General features: G+C 73.2%; 21 protein-coding genes and 1 pseudogene. 8 read left to right on the top strand and 14 right to left on the bottom strand.

Annotation, left to right across the window (positions count from 1 at the left end):
- Positions 1–13 precede the first annotated feature (13 nt).
- Entirely contained in the window at positions 14–1,177 is a 1,164-nt protein-coding gene (locus ACQ9ZG_RS29385) for an ArsB/NhaD family transporter (RefSeq protein WP_028418677.1), read from the bottom strand.
- 267 nt (positions 1,178–1,444) lie between these two features.
- Here ACQ9ZG_RS29385 and ACQ9ZG_RS29380 point away from each other — a divergent pair, with 267 nt between their 5' ends.
- The 3 genes from ACQ9ZG_RS29380 (at position 1,445) to ACQ9ZG_RS29370 (ending at position 10,537) form a co-directional block, all read left to right on the top strand.
- Entirely contained in the window at positions 1,445–7,324 is a 5,880-nt protein-coding gene (locus ACQ9ZG_RS29380; RefSeq protein ID WP_499281391.1) for a TIR domain-containing protein, read from the top strand.
- 222 nt (positions 7,325–7,546) lie between these two features.
- Entirely contained in the window at positions 7,547–8,386 is an 840-nt protein-coding gene (locus ACQ9ZG_RS29375; RefSeq protein ID WP_109916807.1) for an ATP-grasp domain-containing protein, read from the top strand.
- Positions 8,387–8,443: 57 nt separating this feature from the next.
- Positions 8,444–10,537: an MDR family MFS transporter gene (locus tag ACQ9ZG_RS29370; RefSeq protein WP_499281390.1), complete on the top strand. Its 2,094-nt coding sequence runs from the start codon at positions 8,444–8,446 to the stop codon at positions 10,535–10,537.
- 36 nt (positions 10,538–10,573) lie between these two features.
- On the opposite strand, the gene ACQ9ZG_RS29365 is transcribed toward ACQ9ZG_RS29370, so the two are convergent.
- A complete protein-coding gene (locus ACQ9ZG_RS29365) occupies positions 10,574–11,164 on the bottom strand; it encodes a GNAT family N-acetyltransferase (protein WP_109914672.1) in 591 nt (196 codons plus the stop codon).
- 43 nt (positions 11,165–11,207) lie between these two features.
- On the bottom strand, positions 11,208–11,645 hold the full coding sequence (locus ACQ9ZG_RS29360) for a YchJ family protein (protein WP_109914673.1): 438 nt from the start codon (positions 11,643–11,645) through the stop codon (positions 11,208–11,210).
- Positions 11,646–11,751: 106 nt separating this feature from the next.
- Here ACQ9ZG_RS29360 and ACQ9ZG_RS29355 point away from each other — a divergent pair.
- Positions 11,752–11,868 (top strand): annotated as a pseudogene (locus ACQ9ZG_RS29355) (cupin domain-containing protein); the annotation flags it as partial.
- Positions 11,869–11,880: 12 nt separating this feature from the next.
- Here the strand turns inward: ACQ9ZG_RS29355 and ACQ9ZG_RS29350 are convergent.
- From ACQ9ZG_RS29350 to ACQ9ZG_RS29340, 3 genes are read right to left on the bottom strand one after another with little or no spacing between them, the layout of a single operon-like run.
- Positions 11,881–12,690, bottom strand: coding sequence for an SAM-dependent methyltransferase (locus tag ACQ9ZG_RS29350; RefSeq protein WP_109915117.1), 810 nt, complete (start codon positions 12,688–12,690; stop codon positions 11,881–11,883).
- A 46-nt stretch (positions 12,691–12,736) separates the two neighbouring features.
- A complete protein-coding gene (locus tag ACQ9ZG_RS29345) occupies positions 12,737–12,973 on the bottom strand; it encodes a DUF397 domain-containing protein (protein WP_018491947.1) in 237 nt (78 codons plus the stop codon).
- Positions 12,973–13,833 carry a Sco1979 family transcriptional regulator gene (locus tag ACQ9ZG_RS29340; protein WP_018491946.1) on the bottom strand — a complete coding sequence of 287 codons (861 nt, stop codon included), beginning with the start codon at positions 13,831–13,833 and terminating at the stop codon, positions 12,973–12,975. Before ACQ9ZG_RS29340 ends, ACQ9ZG_RS29345 begins: the two co-directional genes overlap by 1 nt.
- Positions 13,834–14,040: 207 nt before the next feature.
- Here ACQ9ZG_RS29340 and ACQ9ZG_RS29335 point away from each other — a divergent pair, with 207 nt between their 5' ends.
- Both ACQ9ZG_RS29335 and ACQ9ZG_RS29330 read left to right on the top strand, forming a co-directional pair.
- Complete coding sequence (locus ACQ9ZG_RS29335; RefSeq protein WP_028418668.1) at positions 14,041–14,502, top strand: ATP-binding protein; 462 nt, start codon at positions 14,041–14,043, stop codon at positions 14,500–14,502.
- Entirely contained in the window at positions 14,496–14,921 is a 426-nt protein-coding gene (locus ACQ9ZG_RS29330) for a hypothetical protein (protein WP_018491944.1), read from the top strand. The genes ACQ9ZG_RS29335 and ACQ9ZG_RS29330 overlap by 7 nt, the downstream gene beginning before the upstream one ends.
- A 9-nt stretch (positions 14,922–14,930) precedes the next feature.
- Here ACQ9ZG_RS29330 and ACQ9ZG_RS29325 read toward each other — a convergent pair whose 3' ends face one another.
- The 8 genes from ACQ9ZG_RS29325 to ACQ9ZG_RS29290 all read right to left on the bottom strand — a co-directional run bounded on the left by ACQ9ZG_RS29325 (position 14,931) and on the right by ACQ9ZG_RS29290 (position 24,088).
- The gene (locus ACQ9ZG_RS29325; RefSeq protein ID WP_109915116.1) at positions 14,931–16,277 is read right to left on the bottom strand and encodes a 6-phospho-beta-glucosidase; all 1,347 of its coding nucleotides are present in this window, start codon (positions 16,275–16,277) and stop codon (positions 14,931–14,933) included.
- 108 nt (positions 16,278–16,385) lie between these two features.
- Positions 16,386–17,954 carry a cytochrome P450 gene (locus ACQ9ZG_RS29320; protein ID WP_499281389.1) on the bottom strand — a complete coding sequence of 523 codons (1,569 nt, stop codon included), beginning with the start codon at positions 17,952–17,954 and terminating at the stop codon, positions 16,386–16,388.
- Positions 17,955–18,140: 186 nt separating this feature from the next.
- Complete coding sequence (locus ACQ9ZG_RS29315) at positions 18,141–18,755, bottom strand: GTP-binding protein (RefSeq protein WP_003964952.1); 615 nt, start codon at positions 18,753–18,755, stop codon at positions 18,141–18,143.
- Entirely contained in the window at positions 18,736–19,107 is a 372-nt protein-coding gene (locus ACQ9ZG_RS29310; RefSeq protein ID WP_026238214.1) for a DUF742 domain-containing protein, read from the bottom strand. The genes ACQ9ZG_RS29315 and ACQ9ZG_RS29310 overlap by 20 nt, the downstream gene beginning before the upstream one ends.
- A complete protein-coding gene (locus tag ACQ9ZG_RS29305; RefSeq protein ID WP_018491940.1) occupies positions 19,104–19,511 on the bottom strand; it encodes a roadblock/LC7 domain-containing protein in 408 nt (135 codons plus the stop codon). Before ACQ9ZG_RS29305 ends, ACQ9ZG_RS29310 begins: the two co-directional genes overlap by 4 nt.
- Positions 19,508–21,175, bottom strand: a complete 1,668-nt coding sequence (locus ACQ9ZG_RS29300; RefSeq protein WP_499281388.1) for a sensor histidine kinase — start codon at positions 21,173–21,175, stop codon at positions 19,508–19,510. The genes ACQ9ZG_RS29305 and ACQ9ZG_RS29300 overlap by 4 nt, the downstream gene beginning before the upstream one ends.
- 673 nt (positions 21,176–21,848) lie before the next feature.
- Positions 21,849–22,355 carry a MarR family winged helix-turn-helix transcriptional regulator gene (locus tag ACQ9ZG_RS29295; RefSeq protein ID WP_109917485.1) on the bottom strand — a complete coding sequence of 169 codons (507 nt, stop codon included), beginning with the start codon at positions 22,353–22,355 and terminating at the stop codon, positions 21,849–21,851.
- The gene (locus ACQ9ZG_RS29290) at positions 22,352–24,088 is read right to left on the bottom strand and encodes an FUSC family protein (protein WP_499281387.1); all 1,737 of its coding nucleotides are present in this window, start codon (positions 24,086–24,088) and stop codon (positions 22,352–22,354) included. Before ACQ9ZG_RS29290 ends, ACQ9ZG_RS29295 begins: the two co-directional genes overlap by 4 nt.
- A gap of 180 nt (positions 24,089–24,268) precedes the next feature.
- Here ACQ9ZG_RS29290 and ACQ9ZG_RS29285 point away from each other — a divergent pair, with 180 nt between their 5' ends.
- Positions 24,269–24,697, top strand: coding sequence for a hypothetical protein (locus ACQ9ZG_RS29285; protein WP_109917059.1), 429 nt, complete (start codon positions 24,269–24,271; stop codon positions 24,695–24,697).
- A gap of 137 nt (positions 24,698–24,834) precedes the next feature.
- Positions 24,835–25,485: a thioredoxin-like domain-containing protein gene (locus tag ACQ9ZG_RS29280; RefSeq protein ID WP_109917060.1), complete on the top strand. Its 651-nt coding sequence runs from the start codon at positions 24,835–24,837 to the stop codon at positions 25,483–25,485.
- Positions 25,486–25,490: the final 5 nt, after the last annotated feature.

Here is a 25,490-nt window from a genome sequence, read left to right as displayed (position 1 = left end):
CGGGCCGCCGTGATCAGCTCGTCAGGGCGAGCGCGCCGGTTGCCGCCACCGTGCCGGTGACCGCCAGGACGAGCCCGGTGCCCATGAACCGGGCCAGGGGGATCCTGACCCCGGCGGTGCGGCAGCGCTCGAACCACAGCAGGGTGGCGAGTGAGGCCCAGGGGGTCACCAGGGCGCCGACGTTGGTGCCGATGAGGAGGGCGAGGAGTTGGTCCCGGTTGCCCTCCGGCACCGCGGACTCGCCCGCGAGGTAGACCGGCAGGTTGTTGAGCACGTTGGAGAGTCCGGCGCCGACGGCGGCGGAGCGGAAGAGGCCCGCCGCGTGCTCGCCCGCCCCCATCGCGTGCGTCAGCAGGCTGTGCAGACCGTGGACGTTGACGGTCTCCACCACGAGGAACATGCCGGGCACCATGACCAGCAGACGCCAGGGCACGAGCGACAGCCGCAGCTCGCCCGGCCGGCGGAGAGCGAAGGCGACGATCACGACGAGCGCGGCGGCGAGGGAGTCGACCCACAGCGGCAGCGGCGTCACCAGGATGGCGACGAGGAAGCCCGCGCAGGCCAGGGCGCACACGCGGAAGAGGACGGGATCCGACGGGCGGAACGCGGCCGTCGGCACGTACCGGTCGGCGCCGCGCCGCCCTCTCCTCCAGTACATCGCCCACAGGCACACCGCCGTCGCGGCGATGGCGGCCACCTGCGGGGCCCACATACGGGCCGCGAGGCCACCGGCCGACAGGCCGACCCGGTCGGCGGCGAGGAGGTTCGTCAGGTTGGAGACGGGCAGCAGGAGGCTCGCGGTGTTGGCGAGCCACACCGTCGTCATCGCGAGCGGCAGGGGCGTGATGCCCACCCGGGCCGCCATCGCGAGCATGACCGGGGTGAGCAGGACCGCCGTCGTGTCGAGGTTGAGGATGAGGGTGGTCGCCGAGGCGAAGACCACGCAGAGGCCGAAGAGCCGCACATAGCTGCCCCGGCCGACGCGCGAGATCCCTCCGGCCAGCACATCGAAGACCTGCGCACGGCCCATGAGCTCGGCCATGACGATGACGGTGGCGAGGAAGGCGAGCAGGGGTGCCGTACGGCGGGCCACATCACCCGCCGCCTGAGCGGGCAGCACACCGGTCGCCAGCAGGATCAGGCCACACGCAAGCAGCGAACAGGCCAGCAGGTCCAGGGGGTGCAAGCGTCTGCGTGAGGATTCGAGTGTCGGCACTGCGACAGGTTCGCACACCGGTGCGGGTGCGAAGCAAGATTGCCCGGGGGACGCGCGGGGATCCGGCCGACGGGCACAGCCAGGGGTCGCACATGCGCGCGAGGGGTACTTCCTACGGTGCGGAATCCCCCGTCCGTTCCGCCGGTTCTCGCCAACTCCGCTTCATCGCAACGATTTTGGCCTGTTGTCCAGCGGCAGCACTTCGGGCGCGGTTCCTAGGATGGGCGGATGACGACGGGCAGCGCGGGCACGCCGCAGCGGCAGGGCACCTTCTTCATCAGCTACTCCCCGGCCGACGAGGCATGGGCATCCTGGATCGCGTGGACCCTGGAGGAGGCCGGCTTCCGCACGGTCATCCAGGCCTGGGACTTCGTCGCGGGCAGCAACTTCATCGACTACATGGACCGCGGTGTCAGCGAGTCCGTCGCCGTCATCGCCGTCCTCTCCCGGAACTACCAGGGCTCCCGCTACGGACGGATGGAGTGGCAGGCGGCGCTGCGCTCCGAGCCGGACCAGCCCGACCGCAGGCTGCTGACCGTGCGCGTGGACGAGGCGCCGGTCGAGGGGCTGCTCGCGACGATCACCTACGTCGACCTCGTCGGCGTGCCCGACGCGCGCACCGCGCGCGGGCTGCTCCTCACCCGCGTCGAGCAGGCGCTCGAAGGCCACGCGCGCCCCCTCGACAGGCCCTCGTACCCGGGCGGGGGACCGGCCCGCTCCCCCGCCGTGCCCGCCCGGTCCTGGCGGCAGCCGCTGACCGGCGGCGCCGACCGGGGTGGCCGGCGAAGGCCGGACGCCGCCCCCTCCTACCCTCCGGCGGTGCCGGGCGGCACACGGCAGGAGGCCGTCAGCATCCTGCACCTCGCGGGGCCCGAGTTCGGACGCGGCCGTGAGCCCGAGGAACTGCTCCGCGACGTCCAGAGCGGGCTGATCGAGCTGCGGGACGGCGGCGCCCCCTCACCGGACCTGGTCCTGGTCTCCGGCGACATGACCGCATCGGGCTCGCCCCGAAACTGCGCGCAGGCGCTCGACTTCCTGACCGGGCTGCGCGCTCAGCTCCGCCTCGCCCCGCACCGGGTGCTGGTCGTGCCGGGCAACCAGGACGTCAGCGACGCCGCCTGCCAGGCGTACTTCCACAGCTGCGAGGCCGACGAGATCCGTCCGCAGCCGCCGTACTGGCAGAAGTGGCGCCACTTCAGCCGGCTGTTCGAGGGGCTGTACCAGGGACTCGACACCGTCTTCGGCTCCGACCAGCCCTGGACGCTCTTCCCCGTACCGGAACTGCGCACGGTCGTCGCCGGCTTCAACTCCTCGATCGCCCGCACCCACCGCCTGGAGGACCGGTACGGACTGGTCGGGCGGGCCCAGGCGGCCTGGTTCGCCGAGACGCTCCGCCAGTACGAGGAGGAGGGCTGGCTCCGGGTCGGGCTCATCCGGCACCCGCTCCTCCCCCACGCCCGCGGTGGCGGGGCGTCCGGGCCGGGCGGCGGCACTGGGGAGGCGCCCGGACCGCTCCGCGACACCGATGTCTTCGGGCGGCTCCTCGCGCCCCGCCTCCACCTCCTCCTGCACGGCCCCGGCGGGGACGGCAGGGACCAGAACGCCAGGCCGACCCATGCCGAACTGCCCTCCGCCACCGGAGCCCTGCCGCTGCTCGGGGCCGCGGGACCGGGGCGGTTCAGCCTGCTGCGCATCGATGCGCGCGGGGTCGAACGGTGGACACCCCACGAGGAGGGTTCCACCGCCGAGCCCGTCGTCCATCCGGTCGACTGGCACTCCGCGCCCCGCTTCCCCGACGACACCGGTGACGAGGAGATCCCCGCGCACGGTTCGGGACACGCGGACAACCGCACCGTCAACGACCCAAGCGCCCAGCTCGCCGAGCGGGTCAAGGACGTCCTGCGGGCCCGCCGCCCGGACGTGCGCCTGCGTGACGTTCGGCCCGCCGGGCCCGAGGACCTGACCCAGATCGTCGCCGCCTGGGACGAGGACGACGTGGTGCGGCTGCTGCGCCTCGCGGTCCAGCCCGGCACCCCCACCGACGACGACCTCGACCGCCTGCTCGCCCTGGTCCACGCCGACGACGCGGGCACCGACGCCGAGCTGGTGTACGCGGGCGAGCGGCCCGAGCCCGGGCTGCGCGAGCGTGCGGCGCGCCGTGGGGTACGGGTGCGCAGCTTTCTGGAGCTGCAGGGCCTCATCGACCTGCGCGGCTACGTCGCCGCGCAGACGGCGGAGCTCTCCGCGGAGGGGCCCTACGCCCCCGAGCTGTACCTCCCCCAGCGCTACCGCGACGAGGTCCACCCGGGCGACGGGGAGGGCGACGACCTCGTCGACGAGATGCTCCGGCTCCTGGAGACCGACCAGGGCCGGGTGCTCCTCCTCCTCGGCAGCTTCGGCCACGGCAAGACCTTCGCGCTGCGGGAGCTGGCCCGCCGCATCCCCGAACGGCTCCCGCACCTGGCCCCGCTGCTCATCCCCCTCCGCTCGCTGGACCGCTCGCACAGCCTCGAAGGTCTCGTCGCCGCCCATCTCGCCAACCGCGGTGTCGACGTCATCGACCTGCGCGCCCTGCGCTACATGCTGCGCCAGGGCCGCGTCGTCCTCCTCTTCGACGGCTTCGACGAACTCGTCAACCGGGTCAGCTACGAACGCGCGGCCGAGCACCTGCACACCCTCCTCAAGGCCGCGGTCGACCACGCCAAAATCGTCGTCAGCGGCCGCACCCAGCACTTCCGCTCCGACGAGCAGGTCCTCACCCCGCTCGGCGAGCAGGTCGGACTCCTCCCGCAGCGCCGGCTCCTGTCCGTCGAGGGCTTCGCGCCCCACCAGATCCGCCGCTACCTCGTCAACTACTACGGCGACGAGGAGGCGGCCACCCGCCGGTACGAGCTGCTCCTCGGCATCCGCCAACTGCTCGACCTCTGCAGCAACCCCCGGCTGCTCAGCTTCGTGGCGGCGCTCGACGAGCAGCAGATCAGGGCCGTGGCACGCTCCGGGGGAACGCTCAGCGCGGCCCGGCTCTACGAGGACGTCTTCCGTACGTGGCTCCGCTTCGAGGAGCGGCGCGGGCAGGGCGGCCCGGGCGCCGCGCCGGGACTGGAGCTCGACCAGTTGTGGCGGTCCGTCACCGCGCTGGCGCTGCGCCTGTGGGAGAGCGGGCGCGGCAGTCTCCCCCTCGCCGAGCTGACCCAGATCGTCGCCGAGACCTTCGGACAACACGACGACCGGGCGCTCTTCGCGCACGAGGCCCAAGCGGTCGGCGCAGGCACCCTCCTCGTCCGTGTCGACGACGGCGTCTTCCACTTCATCCATGAGTCGGTCATCGAGTGGCTCGTGGCGAGAGAGGCCGCGCGACGCCTCGGCCAGGGGGACGACACACTCCTCACGAAGCGGGAGCTCTCGCCGCTCGCCGTCGAGTTCTTCTGCGACCTCGCGGACGCGGAGCAGATCACCGCGTGGGTGCGGCGGACCCTGGAGAGCCCTGGCCAGGACCCCGGCGAGAGCGCCGGCGGAGCCTCGGGCACCGGGCGGGCGGGGGCGTCCGCCACCGACGCCGCCCGTACCAACGCCTACCGCTTCACCCGGCGGCGCCGTGTGTCGGTCGACGCCGACCTGCGGGGCGTGCACTTCCCCGGCGAGGACCTCTCCGGCCGCGATCTGTCCGGGCTCGACCTGACCGGGGCCAACCTCACGGACACCCAGCTCTCCGGTGCCGACCTCTCCGGTGCCGTCCTGCGGGGCGCCCGCCTCACCGGAGCCCGGCTCGACGGCGCCAACCTGAACGGGGCCGACCTGAGCCACGCCGACCTGCGCCGTTCCCGGCTCATCGGCTCGGACCTGCGCGGAGCGCGGCTCACCGGGAGCCGCTGGCGGCGCGCCGTCCTCATCCGCAGCGAACTCGACGACGAGGCGGCCCGGTCCGAGGAGCTGGCCTCCGCGACCATCGCCCCGGGGGTGCCCCTGGAGACCGTGCTGCGCCCGGCCTCCGTCAGCGTCCCCTACGGCTTCAGCCGGCAGCAGGGCCGACTGCCCGAGCCCGTCGCGTACAGCCCGGACGGGGAGCTCCTCGCCGCGGGCAGCCAGGACGGCAGCGTCCTGATCTGCGCGCCCGAGAACGGCGAGGCGCTGCGCGTCCTGCACGGCCACACCGCCCGGGTCTACGCCGTCCGGTTCCGGGACTCGGTGCTGGCGACGGGCAGCGCGGACGGCACCGTGGCCCTGTGGGACCCGGTGTCGGGCCGCTGCCGTGCCAAGCTCTCCGTCCACCCGGACGGGGTCTGGCCGATCACCCTCGACCCGACCGGTGCCATGCTCGCCACGGGTGACGGCGACGGCGTCGTCCGGCTGTGGGACACCGCGAGCGGCGACCGGCTGCACGCGTTCCCCGGGCACACCGTCCTCGTCTACACGACCGTCTTCAGCCCCGACGGGCGCACCCTCGCCACGGGCGACAGGAGTGGCACCGTGCGGATCTGGGACACGGTGACGGGAGAGCTGATCGCCAGTCTCCCGGAGCACGACGGCCCCGTGTTCCGGGTCCGCTTCAGCCCGGACGGAAGTCTCCTCGCCACCGCCGACGAAGGCGTCGCCGACCACGGGACCGTACGGATCTGGCGCGCCCGTGACCAGCGGCTCCTGCACGAGCTGCGGGGCCACTCGGGCCGTGTCTACACCCTGGACTTCCACCCCGGGGGCGACCTCCTGGCGAGCGGCGACACCGACGGCGGGGTGCGGTTGTGGGACCCGCGCACCGGGCTGCCGGGGCCGCCGCTCGAACAGGGTTCGGGAGGTGTCTACCAGATCGTCTTCGCCGACGACGGCCGCCGCCTCGCGGCCTGCGACTCGACCGGCGCCGTCCGCCTCTGGCGGCTCTCGGCGGGGCACGAGGGGTACGAGGCCGTACCCGAGCCCCTGCAGCCGACCCCGCACCAGGGCTCGGCCTGGTCGTGCCGGTTCCGGCCGGAGGACTCGCAGCTGGTGACGGCCGGGGACGACGGCGTGGTGCAGATCTGGGACGCGGCGACCGGCCAGGGCAAGCCGATCCTGCGCGGTCACGGGCGGCGCGTCAACGCGGTCTCCTTCGACGCGACGGGGCGCTGCCTCGCGAGCGCGGGAAGCGACGGCATCGTCCGCCTGTGGGACGTGCGCACCGGCCGGTGCCTGCACGAACTCGTCGGCCGGGGCGACCGGTTGATCTCGGCCGTGTTCAGTCCGGTGGGCAGCGTCCTCGCCACGGCGGGCAGCACGGGCCACGTCTCGCTGTGGGATGCCGAGGGCGGCACGTTCCTGCGCGAGCTGGACGTCGAGACGGACCGCAGCTGGGCCGAGGCGTTCAGCGCGGACGGCGAGCAGATCGCCACGGCCAACGACGACGACTCGGTGAGCCTGTGGCGGCGCGCCACCGGCTCCCACGACCTCCATCTCGACGGCCACCAGGGCCGGGTGCGGTCGGTCGCGTTCGCCAAGGACGGTGCCTCCGTGGCGACCGGCTGCGACGACGGGCGCGTACGTGTCTGGCGCACCCGGGACGGTGCCCTCTCCAAGACCCTGCGCGGCCATGCCGACCGGGTCTACGCCGTGGCCTTCGGCCCGGACCTCTCCTGGCTCGCGAGCGCCTCGTGGGACGGCACGGCGGTGGTCTGGCGGGACGGCGTCGCCCGGCACGTGCTGCGGCACAGCACGGGCAAGCTCTGGACGGCGGCCGCGCACCCGACGCTTCCGCTGCTCGCGACGGCGGGCGACGACCGCGTCATCAGGCTCTGGGCCCCGGAGACGGGGGCGGAGAAGGACGTCCTTCGGGGGCACAGCGGCCGGATCTACTCGCTCGCGTTCAGCCCGGACGGGAAACACCTCGCGAGCTCCGGGGACGACGGAACGGTCCGGTTGTGGCGGGTGGGCGCGGACCCGGCGACCGTGACGCGGAAGGCGACGCTCATCGGGGTGCAGGGCGGCTGGGCGGCCCTGACACCGGACGGGGGGTACAAGTCCGAGGGCGAAGTGGCGGGCGAGTTCTGGCACGTGGTGGGCATGACGAGGTTCGCCGCGGGGGAACTCGACCGGCACCTGCAGGGGGCCCGGAGGCTGGCCCGGGACGAGGAGCTGTGAGTCCGGGGAACGGTCGGGTACGAGGCGGGTGCCGACGAGCGCCCGGCTCGCCGCGATGCCCGGGACCGGGCGGCTCCGTCGCAGGAGGCTGAGGGCGGCGCCACCGCGGAAGGGTGTGCGGCGCCTGCCGGAGGGCCGGAATTGGGCGTGCGGGCCCCCGTGCGGCATCCTGCGGGGCGGGCGGTGTCCCCGTCGCCCGCCCCGCGCTCACCCGGAGAAGCCATGACCGCCCCACGCCGACCCGCCCTCCTCCTCGTCACCGACCTCGCCTACCAGGCGCGCGGGCGGCGCTACTGCGACGAGGACATCTTCCTGGCCTCCCGGCTGCGCGAGGCGTTCGACGTCGCGCTCTGCCACCCCCGCGACGCGGCCGCGCTGCTGGACCGCTTCGACCTCGCCCTCGTACGCAACAGCGGGCCCGTCCTGCACTACCGGGAGGCGTACGACGCGTTCCGCGCGCGGGCGCTGGAGCGGGGGGTGCCCGTGTACAACCCGCTGGACGGGCGCGGGGACATGGCGGGGAAGGAGTACCTGGTGGAGCTGGGCCGGGCCGGGTTCCCGGTGATCCCCACGGTGGACCGGGCGGCGGATGTGGGGCTGCTGCCCGAGGCCGGGGCGTACGTGGTCAAGCCGAAGCTGGGGGCGGACTCGGTTGGGCTGCGGTTCGTCGGCCCGGCGGAGGTGGCGGACGAGCTGGAGCGGGAGGGCGCGGGGGTGCTGCTCGCGCAGCCCCGGATCGACTTCCGCCACGAGGTCTCCTTCTTCTTCGTCGACCAGGACTTCCAGTACGCGCTGTACGCGCCGGACCCGGAGCGGCGGTGGGTGCTGGAGCCGTACGCGGCGGGCGCGGAGGATCTGGCGTTCGCCCGCCGGTTCGTCGCCTGGAACTCCCTCCCGTACGGCATCCAGCGGGTCGACGCCTGCCGTACGGTCGAGGGGGAGCTGCTGCTCGTGGAGCTGGAGGACCTCAATCCGTATCTCTCGCTCGACCGGGTGGGCGAGGAGGTCAGGGAGGCGTTCGTGGCCCGGCTGACGGCGTCGCTCGCCGCGCTGACCGGCTGACCCCCGTCCGGCCCGCTCCCGCATGCGGGCGGCGGGAGCCGGTGTGAGGGTGCAGACGTGACCACTGCCAGCGAGCAAGCCCCCGCCGCGCAGAGTGCCGCCGCGCCGCCGCCCGTCCTCGACCGGCGGCGGCGCAACATCGTCTTCGCCACCATCGTGCTCGGGATGCTGCTGGCGGCGCTCGACCAGACCATCGTGGGCACGGCCCTGCCGACGATCGTCTCGGACCTGGGCGGCGCCGCGCACATGTCCTGGGTGGTCACCGCCTATCTGCTCACCGAGACGATCGCCACCGTCCTGGTCGGCAAGTTCGGTGACCTCTTCGGGCGGAAGCTGGTCTTCCAGGTCTCGGCGATCATCTTCATCACCGGCTCGTTCCTCTGCGGACTCGCCTCCGACATGCTGCTGCTGATCATCTGGCGCGGGATGCAGGGCATCGGCGCCGGCGGTCTCATGGTCACGTCGATGGCGCTGATCGCGGACGTGATCCCGCTGCGCGAGCGCGGCAAGTACCAGGGGGCGATCGGGGCCGTCTTCGGCATCTCCACGGTGATCGGGCCGCTGCTCGGCGGGCTCTTCACCGACCATCTGACCTGGCGCTGGGCGTTCTACGTCAACGTCCCCATCGCGATCGTCGTGGTGATCGCCGCCGCCCGGAACATCCCCGCGGTGAAGGCGGCGGGGCGGCCGGTCATCGACTACGCCGGGATCGCGTTCGTCGCCGTCGGGGCGAGCGCGCTGATCCTCGCGACGAGCTGGGGCGGCAACGAGTACGCCTGGGGCTCCCCGGTGATCATCGGGCTGTTCACCGGCGGGATCATCGCCCTGGCGCTCTTCTGTGTGATCGAGACCCGGGCGAAGGAACCGATGCTGCCGATGCGGCTGTTCCGAAACCCGGTCTTCACCGTGTGCTCGGTGCTCAGCTTCATCGTGGGCTTCGCGATGCTCGGCTCGATGATCTTCCTGCCGACCTATCTCCAGTACGTGGACGGGGACTCGGCCACCCTCTCCGGCGTACGGACCCTGCCCCTGGTCGCCGCGCTGCTGGCCGCCTCGGTCTTCAGCGGCACGGTGGTCAGCAGGACCGGCCGCTACCGCCTCTTCCCCATCGCCGGAACGCTGGTCATGGCGGCCGGGCTCTTCCTGCTCTCCCGGATGGGGCCGGAGACCGGGGTGTGGCTGGAGTCGCTGTACATGGTGGTGCTGGGGCTCGGGATCGGCCTCGCCATGCAGGTGCTGACGATCGCCGTGCAGAACACCGTGGACTACGCGGACCTGGGCACGGCCACCTCGGGCGTGACGTTCTTCCGTACGCTCGGCAGCGCCTTCGGCACGGCCGTCTTCGGGACGATCTACGCCAACGCGCTGACGCCCAACCTCCGGGACGGGATCGCCCAGGCGGTGGCGGCGGGCGGCGACCCGGCGGCCCTGGCCCGGGCAGCGGAGAGCCCGCAGGCCCTGCACGCGCTGCCCGCCGCGCAGGTGGAGCCGCTCTCCCAGGCGTACGCGCAGACCCTGCACACCGTGTTCCTGTGGACGGTGCCGGTGGCGCTGATCGGCTTCGTCGTCGCGCTCTTTCTCAAGGAGGTGAAGCTGCGGGACTCGGCCCGGCTCGCCTCGACGGACATGGGCGAGGGCTTCGCCCAGCCGGGCAGCGGCGACTCGGAGAAGCTGCTGGAGATCTCGGTGGCCTCGATCCTGCACGGCGCCGGTCCGGACACCGCCCGCCGGATCATCCGGGAGTCCGACACCCGGCTGGACATGGCGGGCGCCTGGGCGGTGATGCAGGTCGACCTGTTCACCCGGATGGTCGGCCACGCCGGGCTGCGGCTCATCGCGACCCGGCACCGGCTGCCGCCGGAGGTCCTGGTGCCCGTCTTCGACCGGATGATCGAGGAGGGCTATCTGACGGGGGACGGCCGGATCTTCTCGCACACGGCGGCGGGCGCGCGCGAGGCCCGGGTGATCTCGGAGGCCTGGGGCCGCTGGCTCAACGAACGGCTGGCGGAGGACGGGGCCCGGCCCGGCGACGGACAGTTGCGGGCCGCCGTGGACGTGATCGCGAAACGGCTCCTGGCGGAGGACCTGGCCCAGGAGCTGTCACCGGAGCCCCGTCCGGGCGGCTCCACCCGGGTCGGGGCCCCCGCCTGATCGCCCGGGGCCGGGGCGCCCGCCCGGCGCCCCGGGTCAGCCGTGGTCCCAGGCCCGGTGCCGGGTCTGCGCCTCCCACTCCTCGCGGAGCAGCGCGAGGAGGGCGCTGTCGTGGCGGCGGCCCCGGTGCAGACAGGCGGACCGGCGCACGCCCTCCTGGGTGAAGCCCGCCCTCTTCAGGGTGGCGAGGGAGGCGGTGTTGTCGGTGTGGGTGATGGCCTCCACACGGTGCAGAGGCAGTTCGCCGAAGGCCAGGTCGGTGAGGGCGGCCAGGGCGTCGGCGCCGTACCCCTTGGCCCGGTGCTCGGGGGCGAGCAGGAGGTAGGCCTCGGCGGTGCCGTCGACGAAGTCCTCCTCGTGGAGGGCTATGTGACCGATGGGCGTGTCGTCCGGGAGCAGGACCAGGAAGTCGTCCCGGGTGCGGTCCTCGACATATGCGACGAGCCGTTCGTGCAGGTCGTGGAGGGGCCCCGGCCAGATTCCGGTCTCGCGGGCGGCGACCGGGTCGGCGCGCCAGCGCTGGATGAGCGCGGCGTCGTCCGGCTCGACGGGGGTGAAGGCCACCTGCTCGCCGCGCCAGACCCTTTCCCGCGTGGCGTGCGGGGCTTCCGCTTCGTCCTCGTGCATGCGCGGATCATAGAGGGCCCGCCGCCCCGGTGGACAACGGATTTCAGTCGGCGAAGACCGCCGACGCGTAGACCCAGGCGCCCTCGTGGCGGACGAAGCGGCTCTGCTCGTGGAGGGAGTCGGGCCGGCCGTCGTCGGTGTAGCGGGCGCGGAAGGTGACCGTCCCGGTGGTGTGGAACGCGCTGCCCTCGGTGGTGGCGAGGATCTCCAGCCCGGTCCAGCGCGTCGCGGGGTCGAAGTCCACGCCGGGCGGGCGGGTCCCGGGGTGCCAGGTGCGCAGGAGGTACGGGGCGTCCTGGACGACGAAGGCCGCGTACCGGGAACGCATCAGCGCCTCGCAGGTCGGGGCGGCGGCGCTGCCGGCGTGGAAGCGCCCGCAGCACTCCCCGTACGTCGCGGGCAGCCCGCAGGGACAGGGCGAGGCGGCGGTGATGCGCGGGGCGGCGGGCTGCCGCCCGGGGCGGGAGGTGCGTCGTGACATGGGTCCATTGTGCCGCCGGGGTGCGGTCCGGCGGTCCGGGACCGGGCCCGCGGGCGCTCCGGGCCCGGCTCACCGCCCCGCCGCGAACCGGCGCCGGCCGCGTTCGGCGGACGGTGCCTCGCTCCTGCTCCTCGAGCCCTCCGGTACGTCGACGGTGGGCGACGCCCACGACCCCGTACCGGACCACGTGGACGCGACGACGGGCCATGCGCTGACCCGGTGAGGCGCTGCGGGCTCAGGGCTTGCGGGCCACTCCCGCGTAACCGGGGATCGGCTCGTCGCCCGGGACGTCGATGACCTCGCCCAGCTCCGGGTGCCAGTCGGCGGAGAGCGAGACGCCGGGCTCGACCAGTTCCAGGCCGTCGAAGAGGGCTGCCAGTTCGGCGCGCGATCGGGGGCGCAGGGTCATCCCGCGCTCCTTGTACAGGGCGCGGGCCCGGGCCGCGCCCTCCGGGTCGAAGTCGCCGGTGGTGTGCGAGAGGACCAGATAGCTGCCGGACGGGAGCTGGCCGACCAGCTTCCCGACCAGTTCGGCCGCCCCGTCCTCGTCGTCGATGAAGTGCAGCAGGGCCAGCAGGGAGAGCGCGATCGGCTGCCCGAAGTCCAGCACCTGGCCGGCCTCGGCGAGGATCGTCTCCGGTTTGCGGGCGTCGGCCTGGATGTACTCGGTGGCGCCCTCGGGGGTGGAGCGCAGCAGGGCCGCCGCGTGGGCCAGGACGATCGGGTCGTTGTCGCAGTAGACGACCCGGGCGTCGGGGGCGGTCCGCTGGGCGATCTGGTGGAGGTTCGGCTCGGTGGGGATGCCGGTGCCGATGTCCAGGAACTGGCGTACGCCCCGATCCGCGAGCCAGCGGGTGGCCCGGTGCATGAACGCCCGGTTGACCCGGGCCATGTCCCGGCCCCTGGCGTCGAGCTTCAGCAGTTGGCGCGCCATCTGTTCGTCGACCGGGTAGTTGTCCTTGCCGCCGAGGAACCAGTCGTACATCCGGGCGGGATGCGGCTTGCTCGTGTCGATCTCGATGGCCAGGGGGTCTCGCCCGGTCATGGCGCACTCCATGGGATAGGGGTCGGGGAGGATGGGTGGTGGTGCGTCAGGTGAGGAGGAAATCCGCCTGGCCGGCCTTGGCGCCCTGGATGAACGCGGCGATCTCACCGTTGGAGTAGATGAGCGCGGGGCCGTCCGGGTCGGCGGACTGGCGCACCGCGACCCGCCCGTCGTCGAGCTTCATGGCCTCGATGCAGTTGCCCCCGTTGCCGCCGCTCCAGGGCTTGTACCAGCCTTCGGAGCCGAGGTCGGCGGCCGGCATGCCGTTGTATATGTGGTTCATCACAGCTCCTTGCGGAAGTCCCGGAGGATTTCCTTCGTGCGTAGCGCAGTCGCGGCCTGGGCCGCCATCCGGTCCATGACCTCCAGGTACGAGGCCACCTCGGGGCGCGCGTCGAAGTAGACCGCTCCGGTCAGGTACTCGCTGAAGACCATGTCGGGAAGTTCGGGAACGGCGAAGCGGAAGAGGACGAACGGCCCGTAGGTGCCCGGGTGGTGGCCGCTCGCGAACTCCGCCAGCTGCACGGTGACATGGGGCAGCTCGGCGGATTCGAGCAGCTTGTCGATCTGGGCGCGCATCACCTGCGGGCCGCCCACCGGCCGCCGCAGGACCGTCTCGTCCATGATCACCCAGAGCCGCGGGGCGTCGTCCTTGGTGAGCAGGGACTGCCGCTCCATCCGCAGCGCCACATGGCGTTCGATGTCCTCGGGCCGGGTCTGGCCGACGGCCCCGGTGCGCATCACGGAGCGGGCGTACTCCTCGGTCTGGAGCAGGCCCGGGATGAAGTGCGGCTCGTACATGCGCAGGAGGCTCGCGGCTCCCTCCAGGCTGACGTACATGCTGAACCAGTCGGGCAGCACATCGTGGAACCGCTGCCACCAGCCGGGCTTGTTGGCCTCCTCGGCCAGTTCGACGAAGGCCTCGGCCTCGTCGTCGGCGACGCCGTACGCCTTCAGCAGCAGCTGGACATAGGGGATCTTGAGCCCGACCTCGGCCGTCTCCATCCGGCGTATCGTCGCGGGGGCGACCCTGAGCACCTTCGCCGCCTGGTCACGGGTCAGTCCGACGCGCTCCCGCAGATCCTGCAGGCGCTTGCCGAGCACGACCTGACCCACGGTCGGGGCGGACCGTGGTTCGCTCACTTCAGACCTCCCCATGCGCTGTTTTGCGAGCAGTGTGCCACGCGTGCGCCCCCAACGACACGGTCACTCTGAAAATTTCAGAGTGCCCCTTGCCAAGTGTCCTCGGCAGGGGGAGAGTTGGTCATCGAACCAGTTCGCTCAGTCATGACCGCTCCTCCGACACCGGGGAACGAAGCGTGACGCAGCCCCCACTGTGAGGAATCGGTCGTGGCACCTGGCAGTGCGCTCATCCCCCGGCTCATGGATCTCACCCCCGGGACGGAAGCGCTCCGATACTGCTTCGCGCTGCCCGCGCGCCCGGAGTCGGTGGCCGGGGCCCGGCAGCTGACCCGGGCCCGGCTGGAGAGCTGGCGGCTGGGCGGTGACGTCTACGACGCGGCCGTGCTCATCGTGTCCGAGCTGGTCACCAACGCGGTCGTGCACACCGCGAGCACCCGGGTGGTCTGCGAGCTGCGCTGCCTGGGCAGATGGCTGCGGATAGCCGTGCAGGACCAGGGGCACCAGCCGGGCGGTCCCCGGCTGCGCCGCTGCTCCGACGACGAGCACGGGAGGGGCCTGCTGCTGGTCGACACGGTGAGCAGCTCGTGGGGTTCCCACGACGCCGGTGACGACTCCGGCCGGATCGTGTGGGCGGAGCTCCCGCACGGCGGCGCGGAGCGGCCATGCTGAGGAACGCGCTGTCCAAGCTACGCGGTGCGCACCGCCCGCTCCCCGCCGAGGAGCCCCGTGGGGGCCGGGTCCGGCTGGCGCTGCCGCCCTCGATGTCCGCCACCCTGGGGTGCGACGCGGTCGGCGTGCCCGCCCGGCACGGCTTCCGGCTGATGTCCCATCTCCCGCGCACCGGGTGCGTGTTCGCCGACGCGGACCGCTGGTGGTGGATCGTCCCGGCCGGTTCGGACCTGGATCTCGACTGGCCCGGTCAGGTGTTGTACGCACGGGGCGCCGACGTCCCCGCCGTGCGCCCCAAGCTGATCCACTCGCCGGACAGCCTCACCCCCTACACCCCGCCCATCCCGCTGTTCCTGATGGTGTGCCAGATCGCGGGAGTGGCGCCGACCTGGGCCAGGAGCGCCGTCCCGGCCCCGTGATTCCGCCCTCTACGGCCGGTCGAGGTGGGCGAGTTGCGGGTGGGCCTCGGCATAGCCGTCCACCAGCTTCGCCGCCACGGCCACGGAGTCGACCAGCGGGTGGAGGGCGAAGGCCCGCACCGCCGCCGCCCGCGACCGGCTCTCCGCCGCCTCCAGCACTGTACGCTCCACGGCCTTCACGGCGGTGACCAGACCGGCCGCGTCGTACGGGAGCGGCGAAACCGCCACCGGGTGGGCGCCGTTGGCGTCGACCAGGCAGGGCACCTCCACGACGGCCTCCGCGTCCAGGCAGGACAGGGCCGTGCGGTTGCGGACGTTGAGGATGAGCGAGGTGCGCTCGTTGCGGGCGACGGCCCGCATGAGGGCGAGGGCCACCTGCTCGTAGCCGCCGGATTCGAGGTCGCTCTCCGCCCGCTCCCCCGCGCCGGCCACCTCGCGGTTCTCCGCCATGTACGTGGCCTCGCGCTCGGCACGGGTACGGTCCCAGGTGGCCAGGGCCGGGGTGCCGGGCCGCCGCATCCGGGCGTAGAACCCCTCCTGCTGCTCGCGGAGGAAGGCGCCCCGGGTCTGCTCGGCCTCCTGGTAGGCGCGGACGGCCTCCCGGTTGAAGTAGTAGTAGTGCAGGTACTCGTTGGGGACCGCGCCGAGCGAGGCGAGCAGGCCGGCGCCGAAGAGGCGGCCCTCCTCGAAGGAGGAGAGCAGCGCCGGGTCCGCGAGCAGCCGGGGCAGTTCGTCCCGCCCGTCGACGTACAGCCCCCGCACCCAGCCCAGGTGGTTGAGGCCCGCGTAGTCGATCCAGGCCCGGTCCGGGTCGGCGCCCAGGGTGCGGGCGATGCGCCGCCCGAGCCCGACCGGGGAGTCGCAGATGCCGATGACCCGGTCTCCGAGGTGGCGGGACATGGCCTCGGTGACCAGCCCGGCCGGGTTGGTGAAGTTGATGGTCCAGGCGTGCGGGGCGATCCGGGCGATGCGCCGGGCCAGCTCGACGGCGACGGGGACGGTGCGCAGTCCGTACGCGATCCCGCCGGCGCCGACGGTCTCCTGGCCGAGCACGCCCAGGTCCAGGGCGACGCGCTCGTCGGCGGCGCGTCCGGCGAGGCCGCCCACGCGGATCGCGGAGAAGACGAAGTCGGCGCCGCGCAGCGCCTCGTCCAGTTCGGTGGTCGCGACCACGGCGGGCGCGTCCGGGATGTCCCGCGCCTGTTCACCGAGGACCCGGGCGACGGCGGTGAGCCGGTCGGCGTCGGTGTCGTAGAGGGTGACCCGGGTGACCCGGCCCTCGGCGTGATCGCCGAGCAGGGCCCCGTACACGAGAGGCACCCGGAATCCGCCACCGCCAAGAATTGTCAGCTTCACGCTGCTCGATGGTACGGGGACGGACCCGGCGGACGGCGGAACGGCCCCGGAACCCGGCTGCGGGTTCCGGGGCCGTCGGTCACGGGGCCGGGGCCGTCGACGGCGGGGTCAGTACCCCTTCCACCAGCGGGCGACGGCCTGCCAGAGCCGGGCGGGCGCGGCGGGACGGCGCTGCGCGGGGACCACGGCGGTGCCGGGGGCCGGCTGACCGCCCGCCGGAGCCGTGCCCTCGGCGGGCGGGGCGGGCCGGGGCAGCGGCGCCCCGCCCGGGGCGTGGGCGGGCTGCGTCCCGGCGAGGGAGTGCGCGGGCTCGGGGACGGGGCGGGCCGGGGAGGAGATCTCCCAGTCCCCCGCGGGACGGGCCGGGCGGGCCATCACCGAGAGCGGGTCGGCGTCCAGCTTCTGCTGCGGGCTGGGGGCGAACTTCACCGGCAGCTCGACCAGGTGGCGGGACATGATGTTGCCGACCCAGCGCAGCTCGCCCTCATCGACGCCCAGCTGGAGGTCGGGCAGCCGCATCAGGAGCGCGTCGACGCCCACGTCCGCGATGGCCCGGCCGATGTCCTGGCCGGGGCACTCGTGCGGGCCGCCGCTGAAGGCGAGGTGGGCGCGGTTGCCGCCCATGTCGGCGGCGAGGTCGGGGCGGACCGCGGGGTCGGTGTTGGCGGGGGCGATCCCGACGAGCAGCGCGTCACCGGCCTTGATCTGCTGGCCGCCCAGCTCGGTGTCGCCGACCGCCCAGCGGCCGAAGACGGCGGTGAACGGGGGCTCGTCCCACAGGGTCTGCTCCACCGCCTCGGGGACGGTCATGTGGCCGCCGCTGAGCCGGGCGCGGAAGCGCGGGTCGGTGAGGACCATGCGCAGCACGTTGGCGATGAGGTTGGCGGTGGACTCGTAGGCGGCGATGAGGATGAGGCGCAGGTGCTCGACGACCTCGACGTCGGTCATCGTCGCCGGGTGCTCGACGAGCCAGGTGGCGAAGTCGGGGGCCGGTTCGGCGCGGCGGCGCTCCACGAGGCGGGTCAGCACGGCGACGACATGGGCGTTGCTGGCGACGGCGGTCGCGGTGCCCCGGGTCATGTCACGGGCGGCCTGGACGAGACGCTCGTCGTACTCCTCGGGCATGCCGAAGATCGCGCACATCACCATCATCGGCAGGTGCTCGGCGAACTGGCCGACGAGGTCGGCGCTGCCCTTCTCGCAGAAGTCGTTGACCAGGCGGTTGCTGAAGCGGTTGATGTGGCGGCGGACGCCCCGGGTGTCGATGCGCTCCATGCTGTCCGTGACCGCGCCGCGCTGCCGCTCGTGCTTGGCGCCGTCGGCGAAGACGCAGATGGGCTGCCAGGTGAAGATCGGGGCGAGCGGGTGGTCGGGCGCGACGCTGCCGTCCTGGAGGGCCCGCCAGCGGCGGGAGTCGCGGGAGAACTGGGAGGGCGTGCGGGTGAGGTGGAGGTTCTCGCTGTGGCCGAGGACGAGCCAGGCGGGTACGTCGCCGTGGAGCAGGACCGGGGCGACCGTGCCGTGCTCGGCGCGGAGCTTGTCGTAGAGGCCGGCGGGGTCGTTCTCCGCCTCGGGGCCGTACAGCCGGCGCAGGCCGCCGGGGCCGGTGCCGAGGTTGTGCGCGGGGCACTGGGGCGGCGGGACGGCGCCGGGTTCGTGGTGGAAGGGGGTTGTCACGGTGGCTCCAGGGATCAGGGCGGCCGGGGATCGAGCGGGGGGTGGGCGAGGGGTCGTACGGGGAGGGCGCGTCGGGGGAACGGCGCGCGCCCCGGCGTCGGAACGGCCGGGAACCGTCCCGAGGCCGGTAGGGCGTGGGCGTCGGGCGAGGGGCCGGCTGTCCGGGGCGGGGGCCGGCTCCCGCCGTCAGGCCAGCGGGACCGCCAGGCTGTGCAGATAGCGCATGAGGGTCATCAGCACATCGCGGCTGGAGGCCCGCAGCCGGGCGTCGCAGTCGATCATCGGGACCTCGTCCGGCAGGTCGAGCGCCCTGCGCAGGGCCTCGACCGGGTGGTGCGGTGCGTCGGGGAAGGTGTTGACGGCCACCACGAAGGGCACCCCCCGCTCCTCCAGCCGGCCGATGACGTCGAAGCTGACCTCCAGCCGCCGGGTGTCGATGAGGACGACGGCGCCGAGGGCCCCTTCGAAGAGGCCGTTCCACAGGAACCAGAAGCGCTCCTGGCCGGGGGTGCCGAACAGGTAGAGGATCAGTTCCTCGCTGAGGCTGATCCGGCCGAAGTCCATGGCCACGGTGGTGGCGGTCTTCGTCTCCACCCCGGCGTTGTCGTCCACGCCGACACCGGCCTGGGTCATGGTCTCTTCGGTCGTCAGGGGCCGGATCTCGCTGACCGAGCCGACCATGGTCGTCTTGCCGACCCCGAACCCGCCGACGATCACGACCTTCACCGCGGCGGTGGCCGTGGTGGGGAGGACGTCCTCGCTGCGGGGTCCGGTGATCGTGTCAGAGCTTCTGAAGTCCATGCATCACCGCTTCGAGAAGGGACCTGTCGGGGAGTGTGGCGCGGACGATCGGCGCACGCGACTCGATGAGTTCGGTCGCGAGGAGATCGCTCAGGAGCGAGGTGACCACGCTGAACGGCAGGCTGAGGTAGGCGGAGATCTCCGCGACCGATAAGGGCGCCTGGCAGAGCCGCAGGATCGCGGCCTGCTCCGGCTGGAACGTCGGCGAGGGCTCGGCCTGCGCGACGACCATGGTGACCAGGTCGAGTGCGGCCCGCTCGCTGTCGTCGAGATCACCCGTGATCACGTACAGCCGTTCCGGGTCGATGAGCGCCGGATCGGTCGTGCGGCGTTCTCGTCGGGGTCCGCTCATCCGGACTGCCCGCCGTGGCGGGGCGGACTGGTCAGGTGGGCGCCGATCCGCACGACCATGTCCCGCATCCTGGCGCCGACCAGCCCGGCGTCCACCGTCTCGCCCGCCAGCACGGCGAGATACGCGCCGGTCCCGGCCGCCATCAGGTAGAAGAAGCCGCCCGTGACCTCGATGACCACGAGCTTCATCATGCCGTCGCTGTACGGGATCTCGGTGGCCACCGCGGCGGCCAGGCTCTGCAGCCCGGCGCAGGCAGCGGCCAGCCGGTCGGCGACGTCCGGGTCGCCGCCGTGCATGGCGATGCGCAGCCCGTCCGAGGAGAGCACCACGATCTGATGGATGCTCGGCACGTCGTCGGCCAGTTCCTTGAGCATCCAGTCCATGTTTCCCCGCTGCTGGATCACTTCAGGTCTCCCTTGTCCCACGCGTCATCGGAGTCTTCGCCGTGCTTCGGTTCCTGCGGTACGCCGTTGACGGCCTTGGTGAAGGCCTCCAGCCAGAGGCCGGGGGGCTTCTCGCCGCCCTGCCCACCGGGTCCGCCGGGTGCGGTGCCTCCGGTGCCCTGGTGCCCGCCCCGTTGCGGCAGCCCTCCGTTGACGGGGGCGGCGGGCGGCGGGGGCTGCTGCGGCAGGTTGTGCGAGCCGAGCGGGGCGCGGCCCCGGCTGCGGCGCTGCGGCAGACCGTTCTCGGTCCACTCGGTGACCACCGGGACGTCGTCCTCCATGGCCGGGACGGGCCCGGCCGGACGCGCCGCGCCGGCGGGGGCGCCCGCGGGGGCCGGGGCGACCGCGGAGGGGACCGGGCCGGTGGCGGCGGGCTTGGGCTTGCGCTTGCCGGGGGGCGGCACCACGTGCTGGAGCTGCGACATGTCCAGCGAGCTGGTGGGCCGCGAGGTGGCGCCGATGCCGTGGGCGATGCCGGGGGCCGGGCCGGTGGTGATCATGTCGCGCGGCACGATGAGGACCGCGCGGACCCCGCCGTACGCCGACTGACGCAGCGAGACCTGCAGTTGGTACATCCGGGAGAGGCGGCCGACGACGGCCATGCCGAGCCGGGGGGACTCGCCGAGGTCGTTCATGTTGATGCCGGCCTGGGCCTGGGCGAGCATGTTCTCGGCCCGGGCGCGGGCCTCCTCGCTGAGGCTGACGCCGCCGTCCTCGATCTCGATGGCGATGCCGGTCTGCACCTCGACCGCGGTGACGTGCACCCGGGTCTGCGGCGGCGAGTAGCGGGTCGCGTTGTCGAGCAGTTCGGCGCAGGCGTGGATGAGCGGCTCGACCGAGGTGCCGACGATGGCGACCTTGGCGATCGAGTGCAGATCGACGCGCTGGTACTCCAGGATGCGGGACATCGCGCCGCGCAGGACGCTGAACAGCGGTACGGGCTTGGGCCACTGGCGGCTGGGCCGGGCCCCGCCGAGGACGGCGATGGAGTCGGCGAGCCGGCCGATCAGCGCGGTGCCGTGGTCGATGCGCAGCAGGTCGTCGAAGACCTCGGGGTTGCGCCCGTAGTGGTCCTCCATCTCCCGCAGCTCGCTGGCCTGGCGGTGCACGATCGCCTGGACGCGGCGGGCGACGCTGACGAAGGCGCGCTGGGCGGAGTCACGCCGCGCCTCCTCGTTGTCGATGACTTCGAGGACCTGGTAGATCTGCTCCCGCAGGGCCTTGGGCAGATGCCGGTTGGCGGCGTCCGCGTCGACGATGTCGCGCATGACCTCCTCGGGCGAATTGCCCACCCGCAGCCGCCGGATGGCGGCGGGCATGACTTCCTTGGTGAGCCGCACGGTCTCGGAGTCGTGGCTGAGGATGCGGTGTTCCAGATAGGCGACGCGCTGTTCGTACTCCGCGCGCTGAGCGGCCATGGCCCGCTTGCGGCGGTGCAGCGCCACGGTGAGCACGGCGACCACGACCGTGGTGATCGCGCCGCACACGGCGACTGGTATCCGCGCGGCCGGGACCACCAGTGCCGCCCCGGCGGCGGTGGCCGCGGCCAGCAGGACCACGGGGGGCAGGACTACGCGGACGACGGGGACTTCTCTGTCGGTCGGCGGTGATTCAACACGGACCATCTAAACCCTCTGGCGGTTGATTCCGGGGTGTACCGGGATGTATACGCACGTGAGCGGAGACTCATGAACAAGTGCTCGAATTCGCATCAACTCGACTTCACTGCGCGTGAGCTTAGCCAGATCAGAACAGGGGATCGGCATATTCACCCAACCCCCTGCGGGAGCCCGCGAAGAGGAATACACTCGCCAGTTTTAGCACTCACCGCTGTGGAGCGTGCGCGGGGAGTGACGAAAGGCGGAAACGGCCTGGCGTCGACCCCTCGAATCCCGACAGGCGGGACACATCGAGGGGTCAAACCGGCTGATACACGATCAAATCACCGGCAGAGCAGCCGATGTGTATCGCGGAATGGGACAGAGGCACAGACGATCGAACCGGATCGAAAGGAACAGATTCCCGATCACTCCCCGGGTGAACGGGAAAAACGCCGTGCTGACGCGTTCCCGGCCGCCGCTCCCCCGCACCCGCCCAGCACCCCGCGCGCATGGTGGAGCGGCGGGTGTCCCGGCGGTCGGGCCGCCGCCCGGCGGCCCCGGGAGCGATACCCGGAGTGACGGCCGGGCGGAGAAGGGGCCGGGCGGAGAAAGGGCCGGGCGGACAGGAGCCGGACGGAGAAGGGGGCAGGCGGACCAGGCGCGGGCGGCACCGTACGCGCCGCCCGGTTCGCCGGGATCAGCGGCGCGTCCCGCCGAGGCGGCCCTCCAGCTGGACCAGCAACTCGCTCAGTCCGGAGCTGAGTTCGGTCCGGCTCCGCTCGTCGAGCCCCGAGAGCACCGCCCGTTCGTACGCGAGCTGTTCGGGCAGCAGCCGGTCCACCAGGGCGCGGCCGTCATCGGTGAGGCGGACATGGGCGACCCGGCGGTCACGCTCGTCGCCCCGGCGGTCCACCAGGCCGCGTTCCTGGAGGGCGCGCAGCCGCTTGGTGACGGCGGCGCCGGAGGAGAAGGTCTCCCGGGCCAGCTCGCCGGGGGTCAGTTCCCGGTCGGTACGGCGTACGGCGCCCAGGAGGTCGAACTCGGCGCGGGTCAGCCCCGCGGAGCGCAGCGGGGCGTCCTCCGCCTGCTGGAGAAGGGCGGCGCAGCGGTTGATGCGGCCGATCAGCTCCATCGGGCCGGTGTCCAGCTCCGGGTTGACGGCCTGCCACTGCCGTACCACCGAGGCAACGATGTCGTCGGTCACTCCGCTCCGTTCGCCGGGGCAGGGACCGTCGCGCCGCGCCGCGCCTCCGGGGCGCGGGCGGCCGGACCCAGCCGTTGTGCTGTCGCGGTGAGCGTACGGTGTCCGGCCCGCTCGGCCGCGAGAACCTCCTGCTCGGGCAGGGCGCGCTGCCACCACTCGCCCGCCGCGGTGTCGGCAGCCTCGCGCAGTTCGACGAGGCTCGCGGTCAGCGCGCGGCGCGCCCGGGCCCGCTCGGCGGGGGGCCGCCCGGCCGCCCGTTCCGCGTCCGTGCGGGCCTCGGCGGTGGCGTGCAGCGCGCGCTCGACGCGGCCCGCCGCCCTGCGGTTGGGGATCAGCGCCGCCGCGAGGAACCCGGCGAGCGCGCCGAGGACGGTGTCCAGGACCCGGTCGCCGATCAGTTCACCGGCCGGGTGCGGCGCGCCGAACTCCAGGACCAGGAGGGCCATCGGGGTGACGGCGACGGAGCCGAGCCAGTAGTTCCGGGTGATCAGGGCCTCGGCGGCGAAGCCGAAGAAGAGGCAGCACAGGACGAGCGCGAGCGGGGCGGTGCGGGAGAGCGGCAGGACGGCGGCGAAGACCAGGACGCCCAGGAGGTTGCCCAGGGTGCGCTGGAGGGTCCGGTTCCAGGTGAGAGTGATGTTGGCCTGGTAGAGGGAGGCGGCGGTGACGATCACCCAGGCGGGGCGGCCGACCCCGAGGGCCGCGCAGAGGAGGCCGGCGAGGGCGCAGCCGACGAGGGTGCGGGCGGCGACGGGGAGCAGCGGCGATCCCGGGCCGAGGCTCCGCAGCAGGGTCCGGCGGGCGGCACGGCGGCGGCCGGGGTCCCGCAGGGCGGTCCGCTCTGCGTCGATGCCGTACAGCTCGCTGCGCTCGGTGCCGTACGCCCCGTCAGGTCCCGGCGGAGGCGGTACGGGGACGGGGCCGCGCCCCCGGGTCAGGGCGGCCAGGCGCCGCAGCCGGTCCGCCTCCGCGGCCGGGTCCGCGGCCGACGGGGTGGCGGCCGCCTCCGCGTGCGCCACCAGCCGTTCCAGGGAGCGCCGTACGGGGGTGGGGCGGCCGGAGGCGAGCAGGCACTGCCAGGCGGCGTGCACGGCGGCGGCCGCGGCCCGGTGGGTCCGGGGCCCGGGGTCGGCCACGCGGTCGGCGGCGGCGGCCAGGGCGCGGGCGGCGGCCCGCCGTTCCGGCCCCTCGCGGCGGATCAGGGCGGGTCCGGCACAGACGAGCCAGGCCACCGCCCCCGCCGCCAGGGTCAGCGCGAGATGCGCCGGAACCTGGCCGAGCCGCTGCGGGGCGAAGAGGGCGGCGGAGCTGACGAAGGTGAGGATCACCGGGCCGGGCGGGCCGGTGCGGGTCGCGTCGCACCCCGCCTTCTGGACGGCGGCGAGCAGCGCGCCGACCGCGACGAGCACGCCGGTGGAGTGGGTCAGCGAGGCGGTGACCAGCGCGGCCCCGAGCCCGGCGGTCATGGCGAGCACGAGGCCGGCGAGGGTCCTGGCCCGCCGGGCGTAGGGCAGGCCGTGTCCGTACAGCGCGCAGAGCGAACCGGCCATCGTGTAGGTCACGAGGTCGAGCCGGCCGAGGGCAAGCAGCGTCAGCTGCGGTACGGCGGAGGCGGCCACCACGCTCAGCGCGGGCTTGAACCAGGTGTCCGACGGACGGCCGAGCCGGAGCGGGGCGACGAGGGGGAGGCCGCGGGCCCGGGGGCGCCGGGGCCAGATGGATGCATCACTCACCCACATACGTTAACAGGTGTTACACCTGTAAAAGATATGCGGGACGGATGCCGCTCGGCACCGGTCCGGGAATGGGTCCCTGGGACTCTGTTCGACCGCGTGGCCCCTGAGGCACACTGTCCCGCGTAATCGGTGACCCATATTCTTTGAATCTTCATACAGCTACTACGATGACGGGCCATGACCAGGGTGAGCGCGCGGACCGACCGGGAGCGGTGCCGCTCCCGTGTGCCCGCCTCGCCGGTCGGGGTCTTCGCCCTGCTGGCCCTGCTCTTCTGCTGCTCGGTCACCACCCCGGCCGCCGCCGTGCCGGTGGCGATGGAGGCCCCGTCCGCCGTACGGACGCTGACCCCGGTGACCGGTCTGCACATCGAGCCGGTCGCCATGGCCGTCCCCGTCGACCGCGGGCTCGGGACCTCGTGCCACGGCGGCTCGACCCACTCGGCCGCCGTGGTGCTGCCGGTGGCGTCCGCGCCCCTCGCGCTCCCCTGCTCCCCCGTGGCCGTCGCACCCACCGCCCCGCTGACCGGGGCGGCCGCCATCCGGGGGCCCTCCCACGACGGGGTCGGCTCCGTCGATCAGCTGCGTCTTCAGGTTCAACGGATCTAGAGCCGGGTCCGCTCCTCCCTGCTCCGCACCCCCGTGCCGGAGCGGTGGGAGCGGCTGCCCGTATGCCCTGTTCCCCTCCCCCTCCCTGTATCGACCCGGGTGCATCCGCCGCATCCGCTGAACGACGAGGATCTCCCATGGCTTCCGCCAAGAACCCGAACTCCCCCGCAGCCGCCCGCCGCGCCAAGCTCGAGGAGGCCCGCCGCAAGGAGCGGGCCCGTGAGCGGCGGGGCCGCCTCATCACCATCGGCGCGTCCGTCGCCGTCGTGCTGGCGCTGGTCGCCGGGGGCGGCTACCTGGTCTACCAGGCGAACGAGAAGGACAAGAAGGAGGATCAGGCCCGGAACTCGCCCGTCACCGGTGAGCGCACGTGGAAGGACCTGAAGCAGGGCCACGTGGAGACGAAGGTCGACTACCCGATGACCCCGCCGGTCGGGGGCGACCACAGCCAGGTCTGGATGAACTGCAACGCGGACGTCTACACCGAGGAGATACCGAAGGAGAACGCCGTCCACTCCCTGGAGCACGGCGCGGTCTGGGTGACGTACAACGACAAGGCCTCCGAGGCGGACGTCAAGGCGCTGACGGAGAAGGTCAAGTCGACTCCGTACTCCCTGATGAGCCCGGTCAAGGACCAGAAGGACCCGCTGATGCTCAGCGCGTGGGGCAAGCAGGTGACGGTGGACAGCGCCTCGGACTCGCGCGTCAACCAGTTCTTCACCAAGTACGTCCAGGGCCCGCAGACGCCTGAGCCGGGTGCCGCCTGCACGGGCGGGCTCGACAGGTGAGCGCC

It is taken from the genome of Streptomyces araujoniae (assembly GCF_050871195.1).
In the GTDB taxonomy this organism is placed as follows: domain Bacteria; phylum Actinomycetota; class Actinomycetes; order Streptomycetales; family Streptomycetaceae; genus Streptomyces; species Streptomyces bacillaris.
The sequence above is the reverse complement of the archived record's forward strand: the minus strand, read 5'-3'. Positions and strand labels throughout refer to the sequence as shown.